Origin of the sequence: Streptomyces sp. NPDC001868 (assembly GCF_040297125.1) — a bacterium.
Lineage (GTDB): Bacteria > Actinomycetota > Actinomycetes > Streptomycetales > Streptomycetaceae > Streptomyces.
Genome location: NZ_JBEOYO010000001.1, coordinates 336,007 through 350,392 on the forward strand (window position 1 = coordinate 336,007; position 14,386 = coordinate 350,392).

At 70.2% G+C, this 14,386-nt stretch carries 12 protein-coding genes and 1 pseudogene; 4 read left to right on the forward strand and 9 right to left on the reverse strand.

What is annotated here, in order from left to right; translation table 11 throughout:
- Positions 1-5: 5 nt before the first annotated feature.
- A complete protein-coding gene (sigJ, locus tag ABT147_RS01630; protein WP_351401542.1) occupies positions 6-935 on the reverse strand; it encodes an RNA polymerase sigma factor SigJ in 930 nt (309 codons plus the stop codon).
- 108 nt (positions 936-1,043) lie between these two features.
- On the opposite strand from sigJ, the gene ABT147_RS01635 reads away from it, so the two are divergent.
- Entirely contained in the window at positions 1,044-1,418 is a 375-nt protein-coding gene (locus ABT147_RS01635) for a hypothetical protein (protein ID WP_351401544.1), read from the forward strand.
- Between the two features lie 55 nt (positions 1,419-1,473).
- Here the strand turns inward: ABT147_RS01635 and ABT147_RS01640 are convergent, their stop codons facing one another.
- The 4 genes from ABT147_RS01640 to ABT147_RS01655 form a co-directional block, all read right to left on the reverse strand.
- Positions 1,474-2,439: a YihY/virulence factor BrkB family protein gene (locus ABT147_RS01640; RefSeq protein WP_351401546.1), complete on the reverse strand. Its 966-nt coding sequence runs from the start codon at positions 2,437-2,439 to the stop codon at positions 1,474-1,476.
- A 151-nt stretch (positions 2,440-2,590) separates the two neighbouring features.
- Complete coding sequence (locus ABT147_RS01645) at positions 2,591-2,833, reverse strand: DUF6411 family protein (RefSeq protein WP_351401549.1); 243 nt, start codon at positions 2,831-2,833, stop codon at positions 2,591-2,593.
- Positions 2,834-2,886: 53 nt separating this feature from the next.
- Positions 2,887-5,217 carry an ATP-binding cassette domain-containing protein gene (locus ABT147_RS01650; protein WP_351401551.1) on the reverse strand — a complete coding sequence of 777 codons (2,331 nt, stop codon included), beginning with the start codon at positions 5,215-5,217 and terminating at the stop codon, positions 2,887-2,889.
- 46 nt (positions 5,218-5,263) lie between these two features.
- Positions 5,264-5,890, reverse strand: a complete 627-nt coding sequence (locus ABT147_RS01655; RefSeq protein WP_351401553.1) for a class I SAM-dependent methyltransferase — start codon at positions 5,888-5,890, stop codon at positions 5,264-5,266.
- Positions 5,891-6,114: 224 nt separating this feature from the next.
- Here ABT147_RS01655 and ABT147_RS01660 point away from each other — a divergent pair, with 224 nt between their 5' ends.
- Positions 6,115-6,762, forward strand: a complete 648-nt coding sequence (locus ABT147_RS01660; protein WP_351401555.1) for a class I SAM-dependent methyltransferase — start codon at positions 6,115-6,117, stop codon at positions 6,760-6,762.
- 93 nt (positions 6,763-6,855) lie between these two features.
- Here ABT147_RS01660 and ABT147_RS01665 read toward each other — a convergent pair.
- The 4 genes and pseudogenes from ABT147_RS01665 to ABT147_RS01680 form a co-directional block, all read right to left on the reverse strand.
- A pseudogene (locus ABT147_RS01665) lies at positions 6,856-7,250 on the reverse strand (glycoside hydrolase family protein); the annotation flags it as partial.
- Positions 7,251-7,284: 34 nt separating this feature from the next.
- Positions 7,285-8,448, reverse strand: a complete 1,164-nt coding sequence (locus ABT147_RS01670; RefSeq protein WP_351401559.1) for a glycoside hydrolase family 43 protein — start codon at positions 8,446-8,448, stop codon at positions 7,285-7,287.
- An 8-nt stretch (positions 8,449-8,456) separates the two neighbouring features.
- The gene (locus ABT147_RS01675) at positions 8,457-8,687 is read right to left on the reverse strand and encodes a hypothetical protein (protein WP_351401561.1); all 231 of its coding nucleotides are present in this window, start codon (positions 8,685-8,687) and stop codon (positions 8,457-8,459) included.
- An 88-nt stretch (positions 8,688-8,775) separates the two neighbouring features.
- Positions 8,776-10,206, reverse strand: a complete 1,431-nt coding sequence (locus ABT147_RS01680) for a glycoside hydrolase family 43 protein (RefSeq protein WP_351401563.1) — start codon at positions 10,204-10,206, stop codon at positions 8,776-8,778.
- 1,067 nt (positions 10,207-11,273) lie between these two features.
- On the opposite strand from ABT147_RS01680, the gene ABT147_RS01685 reads away from it, so the two are divergent.
- Both ABT147_RS01685 and ABT147_RS01690 read left to right on the forward strand, forming a co-directional pair.
- On the forward strand, positions 11,274-13,025 hold the full coding sequence (locus ABT147_RS01685; RefSeq protein WP_351401565.1) for an RICIN domain-containing protein: 1,752 nt from the start codon (positions 11,274-11,276) through the stop codon (positions 13,023-13,025).
- A gap of 126 nt (positions 13,026-13,151) precedes the next feature.
- Positions 13,152-14,384, forward strand: coding sequence for an MFS transporter (locus tag ABT147_RS01690; protein ID WP_351401567.1), 1,233 nt, complete (start codon positions 13,152-13,154; stop codon positions 14,382-14,384).
- Positions 14,385-14,386: the final 2 nt, after the last annotated feature.

Below are 14,386 nucleotides of genomic sequence, written 5' to 3' on the forward strand. Positions count from 1 at the left end.
TCCGCTCAGGAGTCCGCGGCCCTCGCCCACGGCCGCAGCTTCTCCGGGTTGCGGATCACCCAGATCCGGGTGACGCGTCCGTCGGAGATGTCGAACGACGCCACGGTCAGGACGACGCCGGCGCGCCGGGCCACCAGGCCCGGCACTCCGTTGACCGACCGCTCCAGGAGTTCGAGCCCGGGAGCCCGGTCGGCGATGGCGATCATGTACTGGGCGATGCGCGCGCCGCCCTCGACCGGGCGCAGGACGGTGCCGACCATGCCGCCGCCGTCGGCGGTCATCACGGCGGCCGGGTCGAGGAGGGTGACGAGGGCGGCGATGTCCTTGGTCTCCCATGCCTCTTTGACATGTCTCACCACGTCGGCCTGTCCGGTCGTCGCCGGTGCACGTGCGACGCTCACGCGCCGCCGGGCGGAGGCCGCCAGTTGCTTGGCGGCACCGGGGGTCCGGCCGAGGATGTCGGCGATCTCGGCGAACGGGTACCGGAAGACGTCGTGCAGGACGAACGCGACCCGCTCGGCGGGTGTCATCGACTCCAGGACGACGAGGAAGGCCATGGCCACCGACTCGTCGAGGACGATCTGGTCGGCCGGGTCGGCGGGACCGGTGGGTCCGAGGAGGTCGGCGCCGCCCGCGCGGCTCCCCTCGGCGCGGTCGGGCAGTGGCTCGGGGAGCCACGCGCCGACATACCGTTCGCGGCGGGCCCGCGCCGAGCCGAGCAGGTCCAGGCAGATGCGGCTGGTCACCGTCGTCAGCCAGGCACCGGGAGACAGGATGTCCTCCCGCCGGCTTCGCGGCAGCGCGTACCAGCGTGCGTAGGCGTCCTGTACGGCGTCCTCGGCCTCGGTCACCGAACCGAGCAGCCGGTAGGCGACATTGATCAGTCGGCGTCGCTCGCCGGCTGTCTCGTCCGCGTCGGCCCCGACACTCCCCATGCTGTCCGGCCGCCCCCTCGCCTTACCGCCTTACCTTTCGCGGGCCCATGTCGTCGGACCGGTGAGACCTTATCGATCCACTGCCCGAGGGCGGAAACGGGGACTGACATGACCACCCAGGTGACGGCTACGGCGAACGCGCGGCGCGGCTCATCCTTCCTGCGGATCGCGATCGCCCTGCAGACCCTGACCATCTTCCTTCAGGCGGTCTCCGCCGGCCTGCTGCTGAGCTCGTCCTACGGGGAGACGCTGCACAGTGTGGGCGCCCGGGTGATGTACGGGGCGTCGATGCTCTACGTACTCGCGGCGGTGCTGGCGTGGAAGCCGGGCGGTGGCTCGCCCCGGCCCGTCTGGCACGCGTCCGGATTCCTCGTCCTCGCCTCGGCCCAGGTCGTGCTCGGCATCGCGCATGTGCCGTCGGTCCATCTCCCCCTGGGTGTCCTGATGTTCGGGCTGAGTGTGTGGGTGCTGGCCCGGCGCTGAGATCCGGGTCGCATGCGGGTCGTCCCTGGCCCACGGCACGTTCGCGGGCCGGGGATCAGGGTCCCGGTCCCGGATCCGGCTGGACGGCCTCGGTGATCCCGGCCCGGGCCGCTTCGAGTTGAGCGGCGAACGCGATGCCCAGGAAGAGCGCCACACCGGTCAGGTTGGCCCACAGCAGCAGGGCGACGAAGGCCGTCAGCGGTCCGTACACGGCGCCGAACGATCCGCTTTCGGCGACGTAGAGCGACAGCAGCCACGTGGCGGTGATCCACAGGACGAGGTGGACCGCCGAGCCGAACGCGAGCCAGGTGTAGCCCGGCTGGTCCCTGCGCGGAGACCAGCGGAAGATCACCGCCGACGCGACCCAGGCGAGGAGCACGCCCAGGGGGACTTCGAGGGGCCCCCACCAGTCGAGCAGTTCCGGGGGCCAGCCGAGGGCCTCCACCACCGCCTTCCCGACGGCGTCGCCCGCGACGAGCACGAGGAATCCGAGGACCATCGGCATGCCCGCCGCGAGGGCGAGGAGCAGGGACCGCCCGTACTTGGCGGCGAACGGCCGGTCGCGTTCGATGCCGTAGATGCGGTTGGCGCCCCGCTCGACCTGCGCCATCGCGGAGGCGAGGTTGAGTACGGCGAAGGCCAGGCCCAGCCACATGGCGACGGCGTTCCAAACTCCGGAACCGGCGCTGCGCGCGGTGGCGTCCAGAGCGTCCTCGACCAGAGTCGCGCTGGCGCCGGGCACGATCTGGCCGAGGGTGAGTTCGATGACCCGGCTCACGCTCTCGGTGTGCACGGTGGTGGCCACGCCGACCAGCGCGATGGTGAACGGCACCAGGCCCAGGACCACTTGGAACGCGAGCGAGCGGGCGTTGGTGAAGCCGTCGGCGTAGCGGAACCGGGCGAACGCGTCGAGGAGCAGTCGGCGGCCTCCGTAGTGCCTCAGCGCGGTGAGCGCCTCGTCCCCGGAGAGTTCCTCCCCGATCATGTCCCGCGTCTGCGGGACGTGCACAACGGTCCCCATCGAGAACGTCTCCTCCTGTCGTTCCCCGGCCGGACGAGGAACATGATCTTGCCGCCGGGAGAACCGTACAGCCGGGACAGGATCCGGCGACGGCCGCGGGGTGCCTCACCTCCCTCGGGCGGGCACACCGCTCGGCATGGCCTCGCCCGGGTCAGAAGGGCATACGGCCACGGGTGCGGCGGCCGGCCGAGCCGCTGCGGCCCACGGCGCGGGAACTCGACCGGAACGGCTTGCTGAACAGTCGGCCCAGGACGCCGGGCGCCTTGCCGCCGGCCCGCGCGCCGGTGCCGAGCGAACGCTGCGTACCGCGTTCGGGGTGGCGGGACAGACGCGGGACGAAGAAGGCCAGTACGGCGAGGACCACACATATTCCGATGACTGCGGCGATGATCACGATTCGGCTCCTCAGGTCGGTCGGGAGAACCCGAGTGCCCCGTCGCGCTCCGCCTATGTGAGCGTCCGGGCCAGATACGGTCCGGTCGCGCTCCCCGCCGCCCGCGCCACGTCGGCCGGGGTGCCCGCCGCCACGATCCGTCCGCCCGCGTCGCCGCCGCCCGGGCCGAGGTCGATCACCCAGTCGGCGCCCGCGACCACGGCCATGTCGTGCTCGACGACCACCACGGTGTGCCCGGCGTCGACGAGGCCGTGCAGTTGCCGCATCAGCACCTCCACATCGGCCGGGTGGAGTCCGGTCGTGGGTTCGTCGAGGACGTACAGGGTGTGGCCGCGGCGCCCGTGCCGCAGTTCGGCGGCGAGTTTGATGCGCTGGGCCTCGCCGCCGGACAGTTCCGTCGCGGGCTGGCCGAGGCGCAGATAGCCGAGGCCCACGTCGAGCAGGGTGGCGAGGCCGCGGGCGGCGGCCGGGGTGTCCGTGAAGAACTCCGCCGCCGCCTCGACCGTCAGGTCCAGCACCTGCGCGATGGTGTGTCCCCGGTAGGTCACTTCAAGCGTCCGGGGGTTGTAGCGGGAGCCGCCGCACTCCGGGCAGGGCGCGTAGGTGCTCGGCAGGAACAGCAGCTCCACGCTCACGAACCCCTCGCCCTGGCAGGTCTCGCAGCGTCCGCCCGCCACGTTGAACGAGAACCGTCCGGCGCCGTAACCGCGCTCGCGTGCCCCGTCGGTGGCCGCGAACACCTTGCGGACGACGTCGAAGAGGCCGGTGTACGTGGCCAGGTTCGAGCGCGGGGTGCGGCCGATGGGCTTCTGGTCGACCGACACCAGCCGTCCCACTCCCGGCAGGTTCTCGCCGATCTCACCGACGAGCGTGGACTTCCCCGATCCGGACACGCCGGTGACCGCGGTGAACACGCCCAGCGGGAATTCGGCGGTGACTCCGCGCAGGTTGTGCCGGGTCACCGGTCCGACCTTCAACTGCCCCCGAGGGGACCGGTCTTGGCGGTCCGGTGCGGGTGCGCGGCCGAAGAGGAAACGGGCGGTCGCCGACTCCGCGACGGAGGCCAGCTCCGCCACCGGCCCGCTGTGCAGCACTCTCCCGCCGTGCTCGCCGGCCAGCGGGCCCACGTCCACCAGCCAGTCGGCGCCGCGCATCACGTCGAGATGGTGCTCCACCACGAACACCGAGTTGCCCGCGCTCTTCAGCCGGTCGAGCATGGTGAGCAGGGCCTCGGTGTCCGCCGGGTGCAGTCCCGCCGACGGCTCGTCGAGGACGTAGACGACGCCGAACAGTCCGGACCTCAACTGCGTGGCCAGCCGCAGCCGTTGCAGCTCCCCCGCCGACAGGCTCGGGGTCGCCCGGTCCAGGCTGAGATAGCCGAGACCCAGTTCGAGGATGGGCTCGACACGGGACCTGAGGTCGTCGGTGAGGACACGCGCCGTTTCGGAGGCGCTCCCCGGCAGGTCGGCCAGCTCCGCCAGCGGCAGCGCGGCCAGCTCGGCGATCGTACGTCCCGCGAAGGTCACCGCGAGCGCCTCGGGCCGCAGCCTGCTCCCGCCGCACGCCGGGCACGGCGCGCTGTGCAGGAAGCGTTCCGCCTTCGCCCGCAGGGTCGCGCTCCTGGTGTCGGCGAACGTCTTCATCACATACCGGCGGGCGCTCATGTACGTGCCCTGGTAAGGCCGTTGGATGCGGTCGGCGTCCCGGACCGGATGCACCGTCACCACCGGCTGGTCGTCGGTGAACAGGATCCATTCCCGCTGTTCGGCGGGGAGTTCGCGCCAGGGCCGGTCCACGTCGTGGCCGAGCGCGTCGAGGATGTCGCGCAGGTTCTTGCCCTGCCACGCACCCGGCCACGCGGCGATGGCCCCCTCGCGGATGGACAGCGAGGCGTCCGGGACGAGTGACTCCTCGGTCGTACGGTGCACCCGGCCGAGCCCGTGGCACTCCGGGCACGCCCCGGCCGCCGTGTTCGGGGAGAAGGAGTCCGAGTCGAGGCGCTCCGCGCCGGGCGGGTAGTCACCCGCGCGGGAGAAGAGCATCCGCAGGGAGTTCGACAGGTTCGTGAGCGTCCCGACCGACGAGCGCGACGTGGGCGCGGCACGCCGCTGCCGCAGCGAGACGGCGGGCGGCAGACCGGTGATCTCGGCGACCTTCGGCGCGCCGACCTGGTGGATGAGGCGGCGGGCGTACGGCGCCACCGACTCGAAGTAGCGGCGCTGCGCCTCGGCGTAGATCGTGCCGAACGCCAGCGACGACTTCCCGGATCCGGACACACCGGTGAACACCGCCAGCACATCGCGCGGAATGTCGACGTCCACGCCCTTGAGGTTGTGTTCACGGGCGTCGCGGACGCGGACGTACGGGTCATGCGGACCGGACATGGTGGGGCTCCGTACGGATCAGGGTGGGGGGGTGGGCCGCCCCGGCTCACATGGTGGGGCGGGAGTGCACGCTGACCGCGTAGCCGCAGCCCTCGGAGTAGGGGTCGCCGCCCCAGGTGGCATAGCGCTCGCGGAGGGTCAGTCCCGCCTCGGTGCACCAGTTGTCGAACTCCGCGAGGGTCAACGGTGGTTGTGGCAGGGGCAGGTGTGCGGCGTCCAGTCCCATGCCCGTGACCAGCAGTCCGCCGGGGCGCAGGGCGGCGGCCAGGTGGCGGACGACGGCCGGTTCGGTGCCGGGGGCCAGCAGCGGGATGACGTTCCCGGCGGCGAGCGCCAGGTCGAAGCCCGGGGTCAGGCCGAGGGTGTCCAGGCGGGCCAGGTCGCCGAGGAGCCATTCCTGCGTGGGGGCCTCGCGGCGGGCGACGGCGAGCATCGAGGGGTCGACGTCCACGCCGGTGCAGTGGTGGCCCAGCTCGGCGAGCCGGATCGCGATACGGCCTGTGCCGCAGCCGGCGTCGAGGATCCGGGCGGCGGGCTCCAGCAGCGCGGCGCAGAAGGCGGCCTCGCCATGGACGTCCTGGCCCGACTCGGCGAGCCGCGCGAAACGCCGGGCGTACTCCTCTCCCGCTCGTCCGCCGGTCAGTTCCGCCCAACGGTCGCGTTGCCCGGTCATCTTCAGCGTGCCTTCCGGTCGGCCTCGCCCGCCCGGCGGGGCGAGGGGCGGTGCGATCGCGCTGTCGCGCTCCCGCTCGTGGATGCGGACCTCGCGGTCCGCTACGACCGTACACAGGGGCGGCCCCGCCCGATCCCCGCGGCGCGGCGGGGCGGGGATCGGGTCTCGCAAGGTGGCTCGTGATTCCCTGGGTTCGTCGCGGGCCAGGAACTACGCTCGCGACCATGGTCGAACACGATGCTCCCGGCTCCACCCGCGAGGCCTACGACGCCGTTGCCTCCACCTATGCGGAGATGTTCCGCGACACGCTGCGGGACAGTCCTCTGGACCGCGCGATCCTGGGCGCCTTCGCCGAGGTCGTACGCGCGCGTGGGGACGGGCGGTGCGCGGACCTCGGGTGCGGGCCCGGCCATATCACCGCCCATCTGGACGAGTTGGGGGTGGCGGCGTTCGGTGTCGACGCCTCTCCCGCGATGGTCGAACTGGCTCGGCAGGCCTATCCGGGCCTGCGGTTCGACGTGGGCTCGATGACCGGGCTGGACATCGCCGACGGCGTGCTGGGCGGTGTCCTCTCCCGTTGGTCCGTCATCCACACTCCGCCCCCGGAACTCCCCGTCATCCTGGCGGAGTTCCATCGTGTGCTGGCACCCGGCGGCCACCTGCTGATCGGCTTCTCGGCCAGCGAGGACCCCTCTCACCCGACGCAGGTCTTCGATCACGCCGTCGCGCCGGCCTATCGGTGGTGGCCCGACCATCTCGCCGCGCTGCTGCGCGAGTCCGGGCTCACCGAGGTGGCCCGGATGGTTCGCGAGCCCGAGCCCACCGACCGGCGCCAGTTCAAGGCGATCCACCTGCTCGCCCGCAAGGCCTAGACGGCGATTCCGGCTCTCTCCCTACTCCGCGTAGTAGGTGGCGTCCTGACGGTCGAGGGCGGTGCTCGCCGGCTGGGTGTAGAGCAGGTTGTTGAAGTGGCGGAGGTAGCGGCGGGGAAGTTGTACGAGGAGAGGCGGACGGGGGTGGCACCGTCGGCGACGAGGATGTCCGACTTGCCGTTCTCGGAGACGGTGAAGGAGTTGTGGCCGGGGCCGTACTGGCCGGTGGCGTCGTTGCTCTTGAACACCGGCTGGGCGCTCTTGGTCCAGGAGGCCGGGTTCGTCAGGTCGGCGCTCGCGTTGGCGGTGAGCATGCCGATCCTCCACTTGTCGTTGGCGGCGCCGGCGGAGAAGTAGACGTACCGATTGCCGTCGATGAAGTGGACCTCCGGCGCCCAGATGTGGGCGCCCATCTCGCCGCTGGCGTGCTTGGTCCAGATGGTGGTCTCCGGGGCGGTGGCCAGGCCCTGGAGAGCACGGGGGCGCCGCCCCCATGAGTCGGCAGTCAGCAGTGGTCAGTGGTCAGTGGACGACGTTGAACGTGGCGTCGGCGCGGCCCGTCGCGGTCGAGATCTCGTCGAGGCGCAGCACGAACGACGAGTGCCGGAGGTAGCGGGTCGGGAACCTGGCCGAGCGGAACGACGACCAGGTGGCGTCGGCGAGGCCGGCGACGCGGGTGAAGGTTGCGTCGGTGGCGAAGCCGGCCGTTCCGTCGTTCTTGACGACCTTGATCTCGAAGTTCTCCTGCCGCAGGTAGTAGCCGGGGAAGTTGACCGACTCGAACGACACGCCGGACGCGTCGGACGCGTCGGACAGGCCGGGCCGCAGCCGCCACTGCGCGTCCTGGAACGGGTCGAACGGCAGCTCACTGATCCGGCCGGTGAAGCCGGAGTGACGGACGTAGTGCCCGGGGAAGTTGTACGACTTCAGCAGGTTCCAGCTCGTGCCGCCGTACTTGGCGAGGAGCCGGTCGCGGTCGGCGGCCGTGATCGGGTGCACGGTGTTGTGCTTGGCGTTGAGGGGCGCGGTGTAGGACTGGCGGCCGGCCTTGGTCCATGTCCCCGCCGTCAGGTCGCCCTGCCAGAGGTCGAACTTGGCGTTGGGGCAGTAGGTGTCGCCCCACAGCGACCAGCTCGACGAGGTCAGCGACTTCACCAGGGTCGGGGCCTCGGTGCAGCGGTTCTCGGCGACGCCGGTGGCGTACTTGGTGAAGCTGCCCGGTTCGACCGACGTGGAGCGGGCGCCGGCCAGTCTGCCCGTCGCGTTGTCCTTGTAGTACAGGTAGTTCTGGCCGCTGACATCGGTGACGACGTGCGAGTCGATGACGCCGGTGCCCGCGTCGTAGAACACGGCGGGGTTGGTGGCGGTGACGAAGTCGGTCGTGTAGGCGACGTCGATCACCGAGTACGACTTGCCCTGCGGGACGGTGGTGAAGGTGATGCCGTAGGCGGCCCGGACCGGGTCCCAGTGGACGGCCGGGGCCCAGCTGTAGAAGTTCGGGTTGGTGGCGTTGACCTTGAGGAGGCGGTCGGCCGACCAGTTCACCAGGTCCGGCGAGGTCCAGACATGGATGTTCGCGTTGGCCTTCGCGAAGTCGCCGCCGACGGGGATGTCGGTCGCGAGCGCCACCCAACTGCCGTCACGCAGCCGGTACAGGAACGGGTCGCGGATGCCCTTGGTGCCCACGGTCGGGGTCAGGATCGCGTTGTTGTCGTTGAGCGGCGTCCACTCCCGGCGTCGTCGCTGACGGCCAGGTGCAGGGCGTTGACATTGCCCGCGCCGCTGATCGACTCCTTGAAGTAACCCATCACATAGGCGGCGTCGGCGTCCGCCGCCGCTGCCGTCTGCGCCGGTACGGCCACGCCCACGGCGAGCGCCGCCAGGGCGACCAGGAACGTCGATCTCCTGATCAGTCTTCTCAGCATGGTCTTTCCTCTCGAAGGGGCGGCTGCGCACCCCGGGTGGGCCGCCGACGCCCGCCCCATGAGGCGAGCGTCGGCAGCCTGGGCCGAATCAGCTGGTCAGACGGAAGGTGGCGTCACCGCGGCCCGTGGCGGTGGTGATGGTTTCGAGCTTCAGCTGGAAGGCGTAGTGGCGGATGTAGCGGTCGGGGTGGTTGTACGACTGGAACGAGGACCAGGAGGAGTCGGCGAGGCCGGCGACCTGACGGAAGGTGGCGTCCTCGGCGAACTGGGTGGTGCCGTCGTTGTAGACCAGTTGGAAGTCGGAGCCGTCGTGCCGCAGGTAGTGACCGGGGAAGTTCACCGACTCGAAGGAGACGGTGCCGGTACCGGCCAGACCGGGCCGGGGCCGGAACTGTGCGTCCTGGTTGGTGACGTTCTGGTCGATGCGCACGTCGAAGTTGGCGTGGCGGACGTAGCGGTCCTGGAAGTTGAAGGACTGCAGCCGCTTGCCCGCCACGTTGGCCCAGCGCGCCTGGATCCGGGCGTCCTCGGCGGCCGTCAGGGTCAGGATCGAACCGTGGCGCTTCTTGTTGCCGCCCAGGGAGTAGGTGCCCGCCGTCGGGAGCTTGTAGGTGCCGGTGGCAGACGGGTTGGTCGTCGTGACCGGCATGTATCCCTTTCCGGCCGCGTACTGGTCGAGGTAGAGGGTCCACTCGTTGCGGTCTCTGAACTTCAGCCACATCGGGCCCTCGACCTGCGCGCCGGTCAGGCCGATGCCGGAGAGGTTGCCGAGGTTGGTCCAGGTGCCGAGGATCGAGTTGCTGCCCTCGATCGTGATCTGGCCGTCACCGGAGGCCCGCACATAGCGGAAGTTGCCGACACCGGACGGTACTTCGACGATCTGGGTGTCGATGATCTCCTGCGTGCCGGGGCGCTCGATGTAGATCTGCGGAGTGGTGATCGTACGGAAGTCGGTGGTGCGGGCGTAGTAGATGCGGTGCTTCGTCGCGCCGTTGAGGGGCTTGTTGGTCGCCCAGTACAGGACGTAGCTGTTGGTGGCCGAGTCCCAGATCGCCTCCGGTGCCCATGCGTTGCGCCCGTCGGGGATCGCGCCGGCGACGTTCAGCAGCCACGGCTGGGACCAGGTGACCAGGTCCGTCGACTCCCACACCACGAGGCTGCGGCTGCCGTTGTTGATGGAGTCGCTCCAGGACTGGCCGCAGCTGATGCACAGGTCGGTCGCGATGATCCAGTACTTGCTGCCGTCGGGTGAGCGCACGAGTGCGGGGTCACGCACCCCTCGCGTGCCCACGGTGGAGCGCAGGGTCATCCCCCCACCGTTGAGGTCGGTCCAGTTCAGACCGTCCGCGCTGTACGAGAAGTACATTTGCTGGCCGGTCGCCCCCTCCCCGATGAAGTGGGTCATCAGATAGCCGGGGTCGGCCGCGGCCGCTCGCTGAGGTGTGGTGAGGGCTTGGGAGGTGAAGAGCAGACAGGCGGCTATGAGTGTCGCCGCCAGCCGGGCGAGAAGCCTGGCCATGTGCGTCTCCTGTCTTTCTGCGGGTGCCACGGTCGGGTGAACGTGGAGTCGAGGGAGAAGCGCGGAGCCCGCTCACCGTTCCGGAGGGGTGGTACGGGGCCTGCTCCGTGTGACACGGAACGTCACGAACTGCCGGTGGTGGCGGGCCGGGGGGCTAAGCCGGCGACGAGGGCCGGCGGAGTCGGCCCGGAGGTGAGCCAGTGACGGGTGAGGAACACGGACTGCCCCTTCGACGGCCATAGTTCGAAAAATCGAACACTGTTCGCAAGTTCGACCAGAAGATAGATTTCCACCGAGAGCACGTCAATGGAACCGGCCAGTTTGATCCCACATTTCTCCGGCGCGCGGCGTGAGGCGCGACGGCTCTCGATCGGCCGACATGAGACGCACGCGGCCGACGGCGGCGGTCGTGATCGACTTTTCCGGAACCGAACTTGTCAGTTCCGTTGACCGTCCTCGACCGGCGCCCTATCTTCTGGGGACCGGTGAGCACCGACCGGACACCGCCGCCTTGACGCCGCGCCCTCGCGGTCGTCGCGGACCCGGAGCACAGTGGCGCGTTCGTGGGCGAGGAGGGCCGGCCGCAGGGCGGCGCTTCACGGGGTGGCCCCCAGCCGGAGTCGTTGGATCTCGCCCTCGACGTCGCGGACATGGGCACCGTCGCCCACGCGCACGCCCCAGGCCGTGCGCCCACCGCTCAGCACGTCATCGTCCCGGCGTCCTGTAGGCGGCCCGGCCCCATCGATCATCGCGGATACGTTCCGAACTCTTGACGACCGCCCTATGACTGCGTAGACATGACCGCGCAGTCAGAGGCGACGCCACCGGCCATGGCCAGGCCCTGTCCATCCCGTTCCGCACGCCCTCCCCCGGCGCGCCGCCCCCTTCGCCGCCCCCTTCGCCGTCGGCGGATCACACCGGTCGGTGATCCGCCCCGGACAGGCATCACCATGCTCATCCCCCGAGGAGGAACAATGCACGGCAGTAACAGAGGTCGAGGTAGCGGTAGCGGTGGCGGTGGCGGTAGAGCAGGGAAAGCGCTGGGAGCCTTCGTCGCGGCGTCCGCGATGCTGGCCATACCCGCGTCCGCCGCGCAGGCGTACAACCCGACGGGCGGGACCCTGTACCAGCTCGGCAGCGAACCGTGTCTGAAGGGACGGGGCAACTGCGCGGTCTACCCCAAGTCGGCGCAGCTGCCGAGCGGTCGTCTGGTCGCGTCGTTCGAGAAGTCGACGGTCGTGACGGAGACGGGCAGCGCCGACAGGCAGACGCTCCCGGTCTACAAGAGCGACGACGGCGGCACTTCATGGCAGCCGCTGTCGGAGGTGAAGGCACCGGCGTACCTTTCCGGTGACTCCAAGTACGCGAAGTACACGAGCAATTGGACCAACCCGTACCTCTACACACTTCCGCAGGACGTGGGAGACCTGAAGCAGGGCACGCTGCTCCTCGCGAGTGTCGTGTCGGGCGACGACCACTACTACCGCGAGCACAAGGCGGCCGACCCGCACTGGACACCGTCCAACGACGGCGACCGCAAGGATTTGGCGATCGCCCTCTACTCCAGTGTCGACGACGGCGTGACGTGGAAGATCCAGAACGTGGTGGCGACCGGGGGCTGGCAGGGCGGGAGCGCGGGCGCCACCGGGCAGAACATCGCCAACGCCAACACGAACAAGCAGGTCGATCCCCTCTGGGAGCCGTACCTGATGGTCTACAAGGGCAAGCTCGTCTGCTACTACTCCGACGAGAACGACTACCTCGGCTTCAACGCGACCACCGGTGTGCCGACGCTGGACCCGGCGAACGACACTGCCAAGGACTCCCTCGGTCAGATCCTCGTGCACAGGACCTGGGACGGCCGCAGCGCGAACTGGAGCGCTCCCGTCGTGGACCTCGCGGGTCTGACCCAGGACATGGGCGGCGGGAAGACGGAGATCGGCGGCGGCCGGCCCGGGATGACGAACGTCGTGCGGACGACGGACGGCAAGTGGATGCTCCCCTTCGAGTACTGGGGCGGCGGCGCCAACACCAGATTGGTGATCGCCGACAGCCCGCTGGAGTTCTACAAGGGCTCCGCCACCGGCACGGACGTCGCCTCCCTGCCGGTCGACTCCGGTTCCCGTCCGCTCGCCAGAGGCGGCAGCCCGGTGATCATCAGGCTTCCGGGAGGGCGCCTGGTCTACAACGCGGCAGGCAGCGGCAGTGTCTGGGTCAACGAGAGCGGGCGCAGCGACGGAACGTGGAAGGAGTACCAGACGACCTCGCAGGCCGGCTACAGCCGCAACCTGCAGTACGTCGAGGGCACCGGCCGGATCGTCGTCCTCAACAACCAGGGCACCTCGACGCTCAAGTTCGCCGAGGTCGATCTCGGCCAGTCGGACGGTGCCTACTACCAGTTGGTGAACCGCAGAACCGACCAGGTGATCGGCACCGGCGACAACACCAACGACGCGAATCTCGGCAACGGGGACGTTCCAGACGTCGTCCTGGAGGAACCCGGGGCGGCGGCGAACCCGGACACCCAGTACTGGCATGTGGTGACCGAGCCGAACGGTGGCAGGACGCTGCTCAACAAGTCCGGAGGTCGCGCGGCAGCCATCTGGACCGGGAACGCGACCGCCGGTCAGCGGATCGGCCAGTGGGTCGACGACAGCGCCACCGGCAGCTGGAACCTCGTCAGGACGGACGACGGCTTCTACCGGCTGCAGTCGGCCAAGAACACGAACCTGTACCTGACCGGCGCGTCCGACGGAGCGCCGCTGACCCTGCGGAACGCGGCCGCCGACGGCTCACAGGACTGGGAACTCGTCCCGTAGGCTCCACCCTTCGCTGCCGGCGACACCCCCGGCCGGATGGCAACGTGGGCCCTCTTGCTTTGGCAGGTACTGCACAACAAAGCTTGCCGGGCCCGTACTCGCCCTCTGTGACGTGGAGCTCCCACCATGCCCCGCCTGATCCCGGACAGCCGGCCGCAACGCGTCCTCGCGGCGTCGAACTTCGTCTACACCATCGGCAGCGGCCTGTACCTGACCGCCGGCGTGCTGTACTTCACGCAGGCGGTTCGCCTTCCGGCGGCCGAGGTGGGGCTCGGCCTCGGGTTGGCCGGTCTCGTCGCGCTGGCTCTGGGTGTCACGGTCGGTCATCTGGCGGACAGGTTCGGAGCGCGTGGCGTCTATACGGCCACCCTCGCGGTGCAGGCGGCGGCCACGGCCGGCTTCGTACTCGCGGACAGCTTCTGGCCGTTCGTGCTCGCGGTCTGCGCGGCCGCCGGGGCGAAGACGGCGGGAACAGCCGCACGGTCCCCGCTCATCAGGCACTACGGAGGGGACCGGCCGCAGGAGTTCCGGGCCTATCTCCGTGCGGTGACCAACCTGGGCATCTCGCTGGGCGCGGTGCTGGCGGGCTGGGTGGTTCAGGTCGGCACGCTCACCGCCTACCAGCTGATGGTCGTCGGCAACGCGATCGCCTTCGTGTTCTCGGCGGTGATCCTGGTCCTCCTCCCGCCGGTCGCACCGCTCCCCGCCGCCGGCGGCCCCCGCTGGACCGCCCTCCGCGACCGCCCCTACCTCCTGCTCACCGCCCTCGACGGCATCATGGCCGTGCAGTTCAAGGTGCTCACCGTGGGCATCCCCCTCTGGCTCGTCGGAGCCACCACCGCCCCGCACTGGCTCATCTCGGGCACGATCCTCACCAGTACCGTCATCGTGATCGCGTTCCAGGTACGAGCGAGCCGCAACATCGTGTCCCCGGCGGCGGGGGGAAACGCCTACCGGCGGGCAGGCGTGGCCTTTCTCGTCTCCTGCTCCCTGATCTCACTGGCCGCGGGCATACCGGCGTGGACCGCCGCGGCCCTGCTCCTCACCGCGGCGGTGATCCACACGATCGGTGAACTCTGGTACTCCGCCGCGGGTTTCGAGGTGTCCTTCGCCCTCGCCCCGCAGCACTCCACCGGCCAGTACCTGGGCGTGTTCGGCCTGGGCGCGGGGTTGGCCGACGCCCTCGGACCGGCGCTGATCATCTCGCTGTGCATCACCTGGGGCCGCCCCGGCTGGTTCGTCGTCGGGACCCTGTTCGCCCTGACGGGACTGATGGCGCCGCTCGCCGTCCGCTGGGCGCAGTCCCGGCAGGCGCATCCCGAACCGGCGGAGAGCGGGTCGGCCGTACGGCCCGTGTGAGG

Bases quoted from the DNA above. Each gene is read 5' to 3' on its own strand.
- sigJ (WP_351401542.1), bottom strand. From the start codon at position 935: ATGGGGAGTGTCGGGGCCGACGCGGACGAGACAGCCGGCGAGCGACGC.
- ABT147_RS01635 (WP_351401544.1), top strand. From the start codon at position 1,044: ATGACCACCCAGGTGACGGCTACGGCGAACGCGCGGCGCGGCTCATCC.
- ABT147_RS01640 (WP_351401546.1), bottom strand. From the start codon at position 2,439: ATGGGGACCGTTGTGCACGTCCCGCAGACGCGGGACATGATCGGGGAG.
- ABT147_RS01650 (WP_351401551.1), bottom strand. From the start codon at position 5,217: ATGTCCGGTCCGCATGACCCGTACGTCCGCGTCCGCGACGCCCGTGAA.
- ABT147_RS01655 (WP_351401553.1), bottom strand. From the start codon at position 5,890: ATGACCGGGCAACGCGACCGTTGGGCGGAACTGACCGGCGGACGAGCG.
- ABT147_RS01660 (WP_351401555.1), top strand. From the start codon at position 6,115: ATGGTCGAACACGATGCTCCCGGCTCCACCCGCGAGGCCTACGACGCC.
- ABT147_RS01675 (WP_351401561.1), bottom strand. From the start codon at position 8,687: ATGCTGAGAAGACTGATCAGGAGATCGACGTTCCTGGTCGCCCTGGCG.
- ABT147_RS01680 (WP_351401563.1), bottom strand. From the start codon at position 10,206: ATGGCCAGGCTTCTCGCCCGGCTGGCGGCGACACTCATAGCCGCCTGT.
- ABT147_RS01685 (WP_351401565.1), top strand. From the start codon at position 11,274: ATGCTGGCCATACCCGCGTCCGCCGCGCAGGCGTACAACCCGACGGGC.
- ABT147_RS01690 (WP_351401567.1), top strand. From the start codon at position 13,152: ATGCCCCGCCTGATCCCGGACAGCCGGCCGCAACGCGTCCTCGCGGCG.